General features: G+C 72.0%; 14 protein-coding genes. 1 reads left to right on the plus strand and 13 read right to left on the minus strand.

Annotated features, from left to right (window positions below):
- Window positions 1-24: 24 nt before the first annotated feature.
- From der to aroH, 5 genes are all read right to left on the minus strand, one after another.
- Window positions 25-1494, minus strand: a complete 1470-nt coding sequence (gene der, locus ACIBBB_RS15370; RefSeq protein WP_398981986.1) for a ribosome biogenesis GTPase Der — start codon at window positions 1492-1494, stop codon at window positions 25-27.
- A gap of 51 nt (window positions 1495-1545) precedes the next feature.
- The gene (locus tag ACIBBB_RS15375; RefSeq protein WP_398981988.1) at window positions 1546-2238 is read right to left on the minus strand and encodes a lysophospholipid acyltransferase family protein; all 693 of its coding nucleotides are present in this window, start codon (window positions 2236-2238) and stop codon (window positions 1546-1548) included.
- On the minus strand, window positions 2235-2960 hold the full coding sequence (gene cmk, locus ACIBBB_RS15380) for a (d)CMP kinase (RefSeq protein WP_398981990.1): 726 nt from the start codon (window positions 2958-2960) through the stop codon (window positions 2235-2237). The genes ACIBBB_RS15375 and cmk overlap by 4 nt, the downstream gene beginning before the upstream one ends.
- A gap of 208 nt (window positions 2961-3168) precedes the next feature.
- Window positions 3169-4254, minus strand: coding sequence for a prephenate dehydrogenase (locus ACIBBB_RS15385; protein WP_398981992.1), 1086 nt, complete (start codon window positions 4252-4254; stop codon window positions 3169-3171).
- Complete coding sequence (aroH, locus tag ACIBBB_RS15390) at window positions 4251-4613, minus strand: chorismate mutase (protein WP_398981994.1); 363 nt, start codon at window positions 4611-4613, stop codon at window positions 4251-4253. The genes ACIBBB_RS15385 and aroH overlap by 4 nt, the downstream gene beginning before the upstream one ends.
- A gap of 152 nt (window positions 4614-4765) precedes the next feature.
- On the opposite strand from aroH, the gene ACIBBB_RS15395 reads away from it, so the two are divergent.
- The gene (locus ACIBBB_RS15395; protein ID WP_398981996.1) at window positions 4766-5452 is read left to right on the plus strand and encodes a DNA polymerase beta superfamily protein; all 687 of its coding nucleotides are present in this window, start codon (window positions 4766-4768) and stop codon (window positions 5450-5452) included.
- On the opposite strand, the gene ACIBBB_RS15400 is transcribed toward ACIBBB_RS15395, so the two are convergent.
- The 8 genes from ACIBBB_RS15400 to ACIBBB_RS15435 all read right to left on the minus strand — a co-directional run bounded on the left by ACIBBB_RS15400 (window position 5449) and on the right by ACIBBB_RS15435 (window position 13013).
- A complete protein-coding gene (locus ACIBBB_RS15400; RefSeq protein ID WP_398981998.1) occupies window positions 5449-6294 on the minus strand; it encodes a DNA polymerase beta superfamily protein in 846 nt (281 codons plus the stop codon). The genes ACIBBB_RS15395 and ACIBBB_RS15400 overlap by 4 nt on opposite strands.
- A 3-nt stretch (window positions 6295-6297) precedes the next feature.
- On the minus strand, window positions 6298-7320 hold the full coding sequence (locus ACIBBB_RS15405) for an ADP-ribosylglycohydrolase family protein (RefSeq protein ID WP_398982000.1): 1023 nt from the start codon (window positions 7318-7320) through the stop codon (window positions 6298-6300).
- Window positions 7317-8087 (minus strand): NUDIX hydrolase, encoded by a 771-nt coding sequence (locus tag ACIBBB_RS15410; RefSeq protein ID WP_398982002.1) that lies wholly within the window; start codon window positions 8085-8087, stop codon window positions 7317-7319. Before ACIBBB_RS15410 ends, ACIBBB_RS15405 begins: the two co-directional genes overlap by 4 nt.
- On the minus strand, window positions 8084-9166 hold the full coding sequence (locus ACIBBB_RS15415) for an AAA family ATPase (RefSeq protein ID WP_398982004.1): 1083 nt from the start codon (window positions 9164-9166) through the stop codon (window positions 8084-8086). Before ACIBBB_RS15415 ends, ACIBBB_RS15410 begins: the two co-directional genes overlap by 4 nt.
- Window positions 9163-9816, minus strand: a complete 654-nt coding sequence (pnuC, locus tag ACIBBB_RS15420) for a nicotinamide riboside transporter PnuC (protein WP_398982006.1) — start codon at window positions 9814-9816, stop codon at window positions 9163-9165. Before pnuC ends, ACIBBB_RS15415 begins: the two co-directional genes overlap by 4 nt.
- Before the next feature lie 124 nt (window positions 9817-9940).
- Window positions 9941-11146 (minus strand): pseudouridine synthase, encoded by a 1206-nt coding sequence (locus ACIBBB_RS15425; protein ID WP_398982008.1) that lies wholly within the window; start codon window positions 11144-11146, stop codon window positions 9941-9943.
- The gene (gene scpB / locus ACIBBB_RS15430; RefSeq protein WP_398982080.1) at window positions 11146-11721 is read right to left on the minus strand and encodes an SMC-Scp complex subunit ScpB; all 576 of its coding nucleotides are present in this window, start codon (window positions 11719-11721) and stop codon (window positions 11146-11148) included. The genes ACIBBB_RS15425 and scpB overlap by 1 nt, the downstream gene beginning before the upstream one ends.
- A 56-nt stretch (window positions 11722-11777) precedes the next feature.
- Entirely contained in the window at window positions 11778-13013 is a 1236-nt protein-coding gene (locus tag ACIBBB_RS15435) for a segregation and condensation protein A (protein ID WP_398982010.1), read from the minus strand.
- Window positions 13014-13060 lie beyond the last annotated feature (47 nt).

A 13060-nucleotide genomic window follows, 5' to 3' on the forward strand; every position in this document is an offset into this window, starting at 1 on the left:
TTCTTCTCGCATCGCGACCGCGCGTCACTTCTTACGGCCGCGCTTCTCCCGCACCCGTACCGAGATGTGGATCGGCGTGCCCTCGAAACCGAACTCCTCACGGAGCCTGCGCTCCACGAAGCGCCGGTAACCCGCCTCGATGAAGCCGGACGCGAAGAGCACGAACCGGGGCGGCCGGGTGCCCGCCTGCGTACCGAACAGGATCCGCGGCTGCTTGCCGCCGCGGATCGGGTGCGGATGCCCGGCGACGAGTTCGCCGAGGAAGGCGTTGAGCCTGCCGGTCGGCACACGTGTCTCCCAGCCCCGGATCGCCGTCTCGATCGCGGGGACCAGCCGCTCCATGTGCCGCCCGGTGTGCGCCGAGACGTTGACGCGCGGCGCCCACGCGATCTGCGCCAGCTCGGTCTCGATCTCGCGCTCCAGGTAGTAGCGGCGCTCCTCGTCGAGGGTGTCCCACTTGTTGTAGGCGACGACGAGGGCGCGGCCGGCGTCGACGGCCATCGTGATGATGCGCTGGTCCTGGACGCTGATGGACTCGCTCGTGTCGATCAGTACGACGGCGACCTCGGCCTTCTCGACGGCGGCCGCGGTGCGGAGCGAGGCGTAGTAGTCGGCGCCCTCCTGGAGGTGGACGCGGCGCCTGATGCCCGCCGTGTCCACGAACTTCCAGACCTTGCCGCCGAGTTCGATCAGCTCGTCGACCGGGTCGCGGGTGGTGCCGGCGATCTCGTTGACGACGACACGCTCCTCGCCCGCGACCTTGTTCAGGAGCGAGGACTTGCCGACGTTCGGGCGGCCGATCAGCGCGATGCGGCGCGGGCCGCCGACGGTGGTGCCGAAGGTCTGCTCCGGGGCTTCGGGCAGCGCTTCCAGGACGGCGTCGAGCATGTCGCCCGTACCCCGGCCGTGCAGTGAGGACACGGGGTGCGGCTCGCCGAGACCCAGCGACCAGAGCGCCGTCGCGTCGGCCTCGCCGCTCTGGCCGTCGACCTTGTTGGCGCAGAGCACGACGGGCTTGCCCGCGCGGCGCAGCAGCTTGACGACGGCCTCGTCGGTGTCGGTGGCGCCGACCGTGGAGTCCACGACGAAGACCACGGCGTCGGCGGTCTCGATCGCGAACTCGGCCTGGGCGGCGACGGAGGCGTCGAGTCCGAGGACGTCCTGCTCCCAGCCGCCGGTGTCGACGACCTTGAAGCGGCGCCCGGACCACTCGGCCTCGTAGCTGACGCGGTCGCGCGTGACGCCGGGCTTGTCCTGGACGACGGCCTCGCGGCGGCCGATGATGCGGTTCACCAGGGTCGACTTGCCGACATTGGGGCGGCCGACGACCGCGAGGACGGGCAGCGGGCCGTGACCGGCCTCGTCGATCGCGCCCTCGATCTCCTCGGGGTCGAACCCTTCGTGCGCGGCGAGCTCCATGAACTCCGAGTACTCGGCGTCGCCAAGCTCTCCGTGCTCGTCGCCGGAGTCGCCGGAGTGAATGTGGTCGTTCATGAAGTCCGTACCTCGTTCATCGTGATCGGTGCACCGCGCGGGCGCGGTGCACTACTCAAGTCCTGCCCGGCGCCCGGTGAGGCGCCTGGCGTGGTCCAGATGGGCGGTCAGCCGCTTCTGGATCCGCAGCGTGGCGTTGTCCATCGCCTGCCGCGTGCGCCGGCCACTCCCGTCACCGGCCTCGAACGCGTCCCCGAAGACGACGTCGATACGGCTGCGCAGTGGTGGCAGCGCGGATACCAACCGCCCGCGGCGGTCGGTGCTCCCGAGCACCGCGACCGGGACGATCGGTGCCCCGGTGCGTACGGCGAAGTACGCGAGTCCGGACCGCAGGGAGGCGAAGTCGCCCTCTCCCCTGCTGCCCTCGGGGAAGATCCCCAGAACCCCGCCGCCCCGGAGCACCCCGAGGGCGTCGGTGACGGCGGCGCGGTCGGTGGTCGTACGGTCCACCTTCAGCTGTCCGATGGACAGCAGGAACGGGTCGAGCGGACCGATGAAAGCTTCTTTCTTGACCAGGAAGTGCACGGGCCTGGGCGCGGTGCCCATGAGCATCGGCCCGTCGATGTTGTGCGAGTGGTTGACGGCCAGGATCACCGGGCCGGTCGCGGGGACCCGCCAGGCGCCGAGCACCCGTGGCTTCCACAGGCCGTACATCAGCCCGATGCCGATACGGCGGCCGACCGCCGCGCCCTTCGGGGAGGGCGCGACCGAGCGGGACGGCTCCGGCCGGGAGGGTCCGCTCACCGAGCCGCCCGCTTCTCCTCGACGAGGGTGACGACGCACTCGATGACCTGCTGGAGCGTGAGGTCGGTGGTGTCCACCTCGACCGCGTCGTACGCCTTGGCCAGCGGCGACGCCTTACGTGTGGAGTCGATCGCGTCCCGCTTGATCAGCGCTTCCCTGGTGGCCGCGAGGTCCGTGGCCTCCTTGCCCTTGAGTTCGCCGGTGCGGCGCGCGGCGCGCGCCTCGGGCGAGGCGGTGAGGAAGACCTTGAGGTCGGCGTCGGGCAACACGGTCGTGCCGATGTCACGCCCCTCCACGACGATGCCGTTCCCGGCGGCCGCGGCGATGGAGCGCTGAAGTCCGGTGATGACCGCCCGTACCTCGGGGACGGCGCTGACCGCGCTGACCTTGGCCGTGACCTCCTGCGTACGGATGGGTCCCGAGGCGTCCACGCCGTCGACAGTGATCGTCGGGTTCGCCGCGTCGGTGCCGGACACGATGACCGGCTTGCCGGCCGCCGTGGCGACGGCCGAGGGGTCCTGGACGTCGATTCCGTTGCTGATCATCCACCAGGTGATCGCCCGGTACTGCGCACCCGTGTCCAAGTAGCTCAGTCCGAGCTGGGTGGCCACGGACCGGGACGTGCTCGACTTGCCGGTGCCCGCGGGCCCGTCGATGGCGACGATCACGGCGGCCGGGGCGGTCCTGGCGTCGGTTGCAGCGGTTTCCACGGGGGCGGACACCTTCCTGGTTCACGGGGCGCGGAGTCGTACGCGAAGTGGCTCGCGGATGATTCTCGGAACGTTCCGGGGGTCGTTTCCCAACGCCCAGACGTCAGTACGCCCCCGCACAAGGTTACCGAGTGCTGGGGCCCTCCCTTACACCCCCGCGAAAGCCCGCCCTCGCACCCGTCCGCGCACCCGTCCGGCGCGCGTGCGCGGGGGCCCGCCGTCAGCGGCGGATCGACCAGCCGCGCTCGCGCAGCGACGCGGTCAGTACGGGGGCCGCCGCGGGGTCCACCATCAGCTGGACCAGACCCGCCTCCTGCCCGGTCGCGTGTTCGATCCGGACGTCCTCGACGTTGACCCCCGCGCTCCCGGCGTCCGCGAAGATACGGGCCAGCTCGCCGGGCCGGTCGCTGATCAGGACGGCCACCGTCTCGTACGCCGCCGGGGCCGCGCCGTGCTTGCCCGGGACCCGCACCCGGCCCGCGTTGCCGCGCCGCAGCACGTCCTCGATGCCCTCGGTGCCGCCGCGCCGCTTGGCCTCGTCGGCGGACTGGAGCGCCCGCAGCGCCTCCACCGTCTCGTCGAGGTCGGCGGCCACGCCCGCGAGGACGTCGGCGACCGGCCCCGGGTTCGCGGTGAGGATCTCGACCCACATCCGGGGGTCGGAGGCCGCGATCCGGGTGACGTCTCGGATGCCCTGGCCGCAGAGCCGTACGGCCGCCTCGTCGGCGTCCTCCAGGCGGGCGGCGACCATCGAGGAGATCAGCTGGGGGGTGTGGGAGACGAGCGCGACGGCCCGGTCGTGGGCGTCGGCGTCCATCACGACCGGTACGGCGCGGCAGAGCGCGACCAGTTCGAGCGCGAGGTTCAGCACCTCGGTGTCGGTGCCGGGGGTGGGGGTCAGCACCCAGGGACGGCCCTCGAAGAGGTCGGCGGTGGCGGCGAGCGGCCCGGAGCTCTCCTTGCCGGCCATGGGGTGCGTACCGATGTACGCGGCCAGGTCCAGGCCCAGCGCCTCCAGCTCGCGCCGGGGGCCGCCCTTGACGCTGGCGACGTCCAGATAGCCGCGCGCACGCCCGGCGCGCATCGCGGCGGCGAGCGTGTCGGCGGTGTGCGCGGGCGGCACGGCGACGATCGCGAGGTCGACGGGGCCGGCCGGCGGCTCCTCGGTGCCGGCGCCGAGCGACGCGGCCGTACGCGCCCTGGCCGGGTCGTGGTCCACGAGGTGGACGGCGACGCCGCGTCCGGCGAGGGTCAGGGCGGCCGAGGTGCCGATGAGGCCGGTTCCGATGACGAGGGCGGTTCTCACTGGGCGATGTCCTTGCGGAGGGCTGCCGCGGCGCCGAGGTAGACGTGCGCGATCTCGGATCGGGGGAGGTCGGACTCGATGTGGGCGAGGATGCGGACCACGCGCGGCATGGCGCCCTCGACGTCCAGCTCCTGGGCGCAGATCAGCGGGACGTCGACGATGCCGAGTCCGCGCGCGGCGGCGGCCGGGAAGTCGCTGTGCAGATCGGGGGTGGCCGTGAACCAGATGCTGATCAGGTCGTCCGCCCCGAGGCTGTTGCGCTCCAGGATGGTGGAGAGCAGCTGGGCGACCTGTTCGTCCATGTGTCCCGGCTCGTCCCGCTCCAGCTGGACGGCCCCTCGGACAGCTCGTACCGGCACGTCGTGCTCCTCGTCCCGCTCAGTGATCGTGTGCTCCGTCCAGGTTAGACAGATGTACGGGGGTACGGCCGGGCGCGACCGCCCCGCGAGACGGCCGGGGCCCCGGGCCCGGCAGCGGGCCCGGGGGTGCGGCCCCCGTAATCTCCGTGCGTATGAACCCCGAGGACCTGGTGCGCGAGCACACCGTCTACGCGTGCGTCATGGGCTCCCGCGCCTTCGGTCTGGCGACCGAGGGCAGTGACACCGACCGCCGGGGTGTGTTCCTGGCGCCGACGCCGCTCTTCTGGCGCTTCGAGAAGCCTCCGACGCATGTGGACGGGCCGGCCGAGGAGCAGTTCTCGTGGGAGCTGGAGCGTTTCTGTCTGCTCGCGCTGCGCAGCAATCCCAACGTGCTCGAATGTCTGCACTCGCCGCTGGTCGAGCACGTCGACGACACCGGCCGTGAGCTCCTCGCCCTGCGCGAGGCGTTCCTCTCCCGGCAGGCGCACGAGACCTTCGTGCGCTACGCGATCGGCCAGCGCAAGAAGCTGGAGGCGGACGTCCGGCAGCACGGCGCGCCCCGCTGGAAGCACGCCATGCATCTGCTGCGGCTGCTCGGCTCCTGTCGCGATCTGCTGCGCACGGGGCGGCTGGACATCGACGCCGGTGAGCAGCGTGAGCCGCTGCTCGCGGTCAAGCACGGTGAGGTCTCGTGGGCCGAGGTGGAGCGGCGGATGAACCGCCTCGGCGAGGAGGCGGACGCCGCGCTCGCCGGCTCCCCGCTGCCGGCCGGGCCCGACCGCGCACGGGTGGAGGACTTCGTGATCCGCGCGCGACGGGCCTCGGCGCTCGGTGTCTAAGGGCTGTCCAGCCGGGTGCGCACCACGAGGTCGTGGAGGGCCTCGTATCCGGCCGGGGAGTCGGGGAGCCGCGTCTCGGCCCTCGCCTCCGCCAGGACCTCGTGGAGGGCGTCCACGTCGCTCTGCAGACGGGTCGGGGCGAGGCCCGTCGCCGCGCCGTGTTCGGCCTCGGCCTTCGCCTCGATCAGCTCGGGCAGATAGTCGGGCGCGCTCACCTCGGCGAGCAGTGTGGGCAGATGGGCCTGCACCTCGCCGCTGCGCATCAGATGGACGCCGGTGAGCAGCGCCCTGAACGTGTAGAGCAGCGGCTTGAGTTCGCCGGTCTTCTCGAAGAGCCGCCACTGGGTCGCGGCGAATCCGCGGTAGTGGTGGGCGTGGTGGCCGGTGAGCACGCCGGGCGCGAGCGACAGCAGTTCGCGGTGCGCCTCGGTCGAGTGGACGATCAGCGGCGAGTGGAGCTGTTCCAGTACGTAGCCGTTGCGCCGCATCATCATCCGGACGAACTTCCGCAGGTCATGGCTGACCAGGTCCATCTCCACGCCGTCGCGGTCCCACATGCGCGAGCGGGTCTCGTCGGGCTCGTGCAGTCCGATGAGTTCGGCCACCGGCAGCAGGTGGGCGCCGCGCAGGTCGACGTCGGAGTCCGTGGAGGGGAATCCGTAGAGGTGGGCGCCGGAGACGGTGGCGAACAGCAGCGGATCCGACTCCTCGGCGAGGACCGGGCCGAGGTCGGTCACCGGCAGCCCGGCGCGGTGCAGGCGCCGGGCGCGCTCGGCGGCTGGTTCGTCGAGGCAGTGGCCGGGAGGGCCGTCGTCGGCCACGTGTTCGTCATCCATACGCATGGATCAAGCGTCCCAGAGTGCCCCGAGTTCCAGCAGCTCCTCGCGGTACTCGATCCGGTCCGCCCACTCCTTGGGCCAGGCGGCCGCCCCGAGGTGCGCGCCCGCGAACGCGCCCGTCAGGCAGGCGATCGAGTCCGAGTCGCCCTTGGTGCAGGCCGCCCGGCGCAGCGCCGTGACCGGCTCGTCGGGGAAGAGCAGGAAGCAGAGCAGTCCGGTGGCGAACGCCTCCTCGGCGATCCAGCCGTCGCCGGTCGCCAGGCACGGGTCGGTCTCGGGGGACGGTGTGCGCAGGGCCTGCTGGAGCCGTTCGAGCACGGCCAGGCAGTCGTCCCAGCCCCGCTCGACGAAGTGTTCGGGGGTCGGGTCCTGGCTGTGGGTCCAGAGGTCGCCGAGCCAGCTGTGGTGGTAGCGGGACCGGTTCTCGTACGCGTACGAGCGCAGTAGGCCCACCAGGCCCATCGGCTCGGTCCCCCGGGCCAGCAGGTACACCACGTGGGCCGTGAGGTCGGAGGCGGCCAGGGCTGTCGGGTGGCCGTGGGTGAGGCCGGACTGCAACTGGGCGGCGCCCGAGCGCTGTTCGGCGCTGAGGCCGGGAGCGAGCCCGATGGGTGCGACCCGCATGTTGGCGCCGCAGCCCTTGGAGCCGATCCGGCTCGCCTGCTGCCAGGGTCGGTCGCTGTCGAGCAGCTGACAGGCCGTCATACAGGTCCTGCCGGGGGCCCGGTTGTTCCGCGGGTCGTGGAACCAGTCCACGAACTCCTCGCGTACCGGCCGGGCGAGACGCGGCGGTCCGAGCGTGCCCCGGTCCATGGCGGTGCGCAGACCGCGCCCGAGCGCGAGTGTCATCTGGGTGTCGTCGCTGACGATCGCCGGCTTCAGCAGGGGGATCTCCCGCCACGGACCGAACTTGGCGAGGATCGACGGCACGTCGTTGAACTCGGTGGGAAAGCCGAGGGCGTCGCCGAGCGCGAGCCCGGTCATGGCGCCGGTGGCGGCTCTCTTGTGGCCCGTGACCGTGGCGGTCATGAGGTGGTCCGTCCTTCCGGTCGAAGCAGCGGCGGGTGGAGTGCGGTGGCCGCGCCGGCGCGGTAGAGGGCGGCGGGTTTGCCCCGGCCGCCGGTGCGGCGCGGCGGGCCTTCGACCGGTTCGACGAAGCCGGGTGAAGTCAGCACCTTACGGCGGAAGTTGGGCCGGTCCAGCACCACGCCCCAGACCGTCTCGTACACCTGCTGAAGCTCCCCGAGGGTGAACTCGGGCGGGCAGAACGCCGTGGCGAGGCAGGTGTATTCGAGCTTGGCGCCGATACGGCGCCGGCCGTCGGCGAGGATCCGGCCGTGGTCGAAGGCGAGCCGGCCGAGTTCGTCGTAGGGCGTCCAGCGGGCCTGGGCGGCGTCGCCGCCGCCCCGGGGCTCGGGGAGATCGGGCACGAGCGCGGTGTACGCGACGGAGACGACACGCATCCGGGGGTCCCGGTCCGGGGCGCTGTACGTACGCAGCTGCTCGGGCCGCAGTCCGGCCACGGTGTCCGGCGACAGGCCGGTCTCCTCGGCGAGTTCCCGCCTGGCCGCCTGCCCGGCGGACTCACGGGGCCGTACGAAGCCGCCGGGCAGCGCCCAGTGGCCCAGATACGGCTCTTCGCCGCGTTCGACCAGCAGGACGTGCAGACGGCTCTCGCGGACCGTGAAGACGGCGAGGTCGACGGTGACGGCGAACGGCACGAAGTCGGCGGGGTCGTAGTTCTCGGGCACACGGGGCTGTCCGGACGGCTGCTGAGGTGGCTGAGGGGGTGTCATCTGTTCTCCGGCAGGGGTGCGGCGAAGTACCAACCCTGGCCCAGGAGTGCGTCCACGGCGGCCACCGCCTCGGCGAGCCGCTTCTCGCGCGGCCCTTCGAGCGCGACGAACGTCCGCCCCGTGCGGGCCAGTTCGGCCCTGAAGCGGCCGGTCATCCAGGGCCGCAGCTCCTCGCCGTCCCGCAGTCCGTCGTCCTCGAAGGCGACGCCCTCGTGGCCGGTGAGCAGCCACAGATGGTGCGGCACCCGGTCGGCGACCTCCTCGACGAGCGGGTTGCGGCCGCCCACGTACCGCTCGTGCCAGACGGTGGTGGCGAAGGAGTCGGTGTCGCAGACGAGGACGGGCGAGCCGGTACGGGCCGCGGCCTCCTCCCGCTCGTTCTGCCGTCGGGCGATCAACGGGAAGTCCCCGGTGGTGAATTCGACGTCCTCCCACTGCGCGCCCGGCCGGCGCTCGCGCAGGGAGGCGAGCTTCCGCTCGCTGAACTCCCGCCCGTACTCGGGAACGTAGCGCGTACGGCTCCACACGCCGCCGCGCGCCCGGTAGTGCTCGGCCATCGCCAGCGCGAGGGTCGTGGTGCCGGTGGACTCGGCGCCGAGCACCACGACGCGGCGGGTGAGCGCCGCCCGGACGGGTGGGGCGAGGAAGTCCCAGCAGCCGACCGGGTCCTTGCGGACGGCCGTCCCCGACACCGGGTGGAGCGTGCGGTCCGGGTCCAGGGTGACGGACTCGGCGCCGAAGCGGCGGGCGAGCTCGTCCCCGTACGACTCCGAGGTGAAGACGGCGTCCACGGGCTCGGGGACGGCGGCCCGGAAGACCGCCATGTGCGCGTCCCAGACGGCGGGGTCACGCAGATCCATGGGGGTGTCGTCGACGGCACCCACGACCCGGACGTCGGGGTGGATCTCGCGCATCCAGGCGACGCGGTCGGCGAGCGGCACCGACTCGACGGAGGCGGCGCAGACGAGGACCGTGAGCCGTTCGCAGCGCTCCCGCGCGGTCCGTACGAGGTGGTGGTGGCCGGCGTGCGGTGGGTAGAACTTGCCGAGGACCAGGCCGTGTTGGTGGCTCCCGCTCATACGGTGACCTCCTGCGGCGCGGCGGGCCGGCCGGTCAGGTCGCGCGACCAGTTGCGCAGCCCGATGAGGCACAGGGTCAGGAAGCCCACGTACAGGATCGATGTCAGGTAGAGGTCCTTGTGCGCGTAGAGCGGGATGTAGACGACGTCGGCCGCGATCCACAGCCACCAGGACTCCAGCCGCTTACGGCACTGCCCGTACGTCGCCATCAGCGACAGCGCGGTGGTGACGGCGTCCCAGAAGGGGACCGTCGAGGAGGTCTGGTGGTCGAGCAGCAGCGTCAGTCCGAGAGTGCCCACCGCCCCCGCCACGAGCAGCCAGCCCCACTCGGTGCGCGTCGTGCGCCGCACCGGGAGAGTCGGTGAACCTGGTCCACCCCCGTGGGTCCAGGTCCACCAGCCGTACGTGGCGAGGGCGATGAAGACGACCTGTAGCCCGGCATCGGCGTACAGGCCCGCCTGGGTGAACAGCAGGATGAAGAACAGGTTGTTGGCGATGCCGATCGGCCAGTTGGCGATGTGCTGGCGGGCGACGAGCCAGACGCAGAGCGCTCCGCTGCCGAAGCCGAGCACCTCGGTCCAGCTCACCGGGGTGTCGAGAACGGTCACCAGCGGCTGCTGCAACGGGTCGAGGAAATCCGCGAGGCTCACGCCCGCCTCCTTAATAGTCACAGTGACTATAAAGGCGAACCGGCGCGCCCCGCAACCGAAAAAGCCCGCGGCCTGAGGCCACGGGCTTTTCCCGGCTGCTGCGGTTCCGGTCGAACGGGCCTGCCTACAGGCCGACTTCCTGCATCAGCATGCCGACCTCCGTGTTGGTGAGGCGACGCAGCCAGCCGGACTTCTGGTCACCCAGCGGGATCGGCCCGAACGCCGTCCGGACCAGACGGTCGACGGGGAAGCCCGCCTCGGAGAGCATGCGGCGCACGATGTGCTTGCGGCCCTCGTGGAGGACCACCTCGACCAGATAGTTCTTCCCGGTGTTCTCCACGACACGGAAGTGGTCGGCGCGGGCGTAGCCGTCCTCCAACTGGATGCCGTCCTTGAGCCGCTTGCCCAGATCACGCGGCAACGGGCCCTGGACGGCGGCGAGATACGTCTTCTTCACGCCGTACCGGGGATGCGTGAGGCGGTGGGCCAGCTCACCGTGGTTGGTGAGCAGGATGATGCCCTCGGTCTCGGTGTCCAGCCGGCCCACGTGGAACAGCCGGGTCTCGCGGTTGGTGACGTAGTCGCCGAGGTTCTGCCTGCCGTCCGGGTCGCCCATCGTGGAGACGACACCGGCGGGCTTGTTCAGCGCGAAGAAGAGATGCGACTGGGTGGCGACGGTCAGCCCGTCGACCTTGATCTCGTCCCGGTGCGGGTCGACCCGCATGCCCTGCTCCATGACGATCTCACCGTTGACCTCGACGCGCGCCTGCTCGATCAGCTCCTCGCAGGCCCGCCGCGAACCCATGCCGGCCCGCGCGAGGATCTTCTGCAGCCTCTCGCCCTCCTGCTCGGCGTCGGGGTTGGTCCTCGGGGTCCTGATCTCCGGCTTGTCGGCGTACCGGTCACGGTTGCGCTGCTCGATCTTGGCGTCCAGCTCGCGCGGGCGCGCGGGCTTGCCCTGGGCCCGGCGCTTGGCCGCGATGCTCGGGGTCTTGGGACCGCCCTTGGCGCCGCCGCGGGCCGCCGCGCCACGGCTGCCGCCGCCCGACGGGCCGCCGGAGCCGCCCTGACCGCCACCCTGGCCACCGCCGGGACCGCCGCGCCCCACGTCGTAACGGCGCTCCTCGGGACGCGGCGTACCCTCACGCTTCGGCTGCTTGTCGCCGCGCGAGCCGGCGCCGCCGCCGCTCCCCCGGCTCCCGGCGCTCCCCCCGTTGCCGCCGCGACCGCCGCCGGCCCTCGACTGAGGTTTGCCGCCCGCGGCTCCCCGGCCGCCGCCACCGCTCCGGTTGCCGCTGCCGCTTCCGCTGTTCCTGCCGTTGCTTCGCATCAAATGTCCGTCTTGTCGTCTGCGTGAGTGTCCGGGGCGTACGGTGCGTCCGGATCGAACGACGGAACGCCTTCCAGGGTGTCGGCCTCGATCGCGTCCGCCTCCGGAAGGAAGGGCGCGAGTTCCGGAAGCTCGTCCAGACCGCGCAGGCCCATCCGCTCCAGGAAATAGTTCGTCGTCCTGTACAGGATCGCACCTGTTTCGGGTTCCGCTCCCGCCTCCTCGACCAGACCGCGCTGGAGGAGGGTCCGCATGACCCCGTCACAGTTCACTCCGCGTACCGCCGAGACCCGGGACCGGCTGACCGGCTGGCGGTACGCCACGACCGCCAGGGTCTCCAGCGCGGCCTGGGTGAGGCGGGCCTGCTGCCCGTCGAGTACGAAGCCCTCGACGGCCTCCGCGTACTCGGCCCGCGAGTAGAAACGCCAGCCGCCCGCGACGAGGCGCAGCTCGAATCCGCGCCCCTGGACGGTGTACTCGTCGGCCAGCTCGCGCAGTGCGTCCGCCACCGCCCTGCGCGGCCGGTCCAGGACCTTGGCCAGGTGATCCTCGGTCGCGGGCTCGTCGACGACCATGAGGACCGCCTCCAGGGCGGGCTTGAGATCGAGGTCGGCCACCGTCCGTTGCTCGCTCACACCATCTCCTCGCTCGTGTCCGTCGCGTCGTTCGTCTGCTTCGTGTCCTTCGTGTCCGTCACGGGGTCGGGGGGACGGTCGAACTCGTCCGTCACCCGCGGCAGGTCGTCGTCCCCGCCCGTCCAGCGCACCATGAGGGAGCCCAGGGCCTCGTCCTGGTCGAGAGCCACGGCCTTCTCCCGGTAGAGCTCCAGCAACGCGAGGAAGCGCGCCACGACGGTGAGCGTGTCCGGGGCGTCCTCGGCGAGTGTCAGGAAACTCACCTCGCCGGCCGCCCGCAGCATCGCCACGACGATCCCCGCCTGCTCCTGGACGGAGACGAGCGGCGCGTGGATGTGGTCGATGTACACCTGCGGCTTGGGCTTGGGCTGCATCGCCTTGACCGCGAGCCGGGCGAATCCCTCGGCGCCGATGCTGATGACGACCTCGGGGAGCAGCGCGGCGTGGTGCGGTTCCAGGCCGACGGTACGGGGGTAGCGCCGCGACTCGGAGTCGAGCCGGGTGCTGAAGATCTCGGCGATCTGCTTGTACGCGCGGTACTGGAGCAGCCGGGCGAAGAGCAGGTCCCTGGCCTCCAGCAGCGCCAGGTCGCCCTCGTCCTCCACGTCGGCGGACGGCAGGAGGCGTGCCGCCTTGAGGTCGAGGAGCGTCGCCGCGACGACCAGGAACTCGGTGGTCTGGTCGAGGTCCCAGTCGGGGCCCATGGCGTGTATGTGCACCATGAACTCGTCGGTGACCTTCGAGAGCGCGACCTCGGTGACGTCCATCTTGTGCTTCGAGATCAGCTGGAGGAGCAGATCGAACGGCCCCTCGAAGTTCGCGAGCCGAACGGTGAACCGCCCGTCGTCGGGCTCGGGTTCACCGTCGGCCGCCGGGGCGGCTTCCGGCTCGGGCTCGGTGTCCGGGTCAGGTGCGAGTTCGGGCACAGACGGAGGATCCGGCTCCGGTACGGGCGCGGGTTCCTGCTCCGGCTCCGGTACGGGCGCGGGTTCCTGCTCCGGCTCGGCGGCGGGCGCGGGTTCCCGCTCGGCGGCGGGCGCGGGCGCTGGTACGTGTACGGCCTCCGGCTCGGGCACCGGCTCAGCCGCCGCGGGCTCCACGACCACCGGCGCGGCCGATTCCACGACCGGCTCGGACACCGTCGGCGGCTCAGCCGCCGCACCGCCCGCCCCCGGCCCGCGGCCCAGCGCGCGGCGGGGCGAGCGGGCTGTGGGTTCGTCGCTCGGTGGCATGGCGGTCCTGGAGGCGGGAGGGCGGGTCTCGGTCCGCCGAGGCTACC

It is taken from the genome of Streptomyces sp. NPDC051217 (genome assembly GCF_044455465.1).
Classification (GTDB): Bacteria; Actinomycetota; Actinomycetes; order Streptomycetales; family Streptomycetaceae; genus Streptomyces.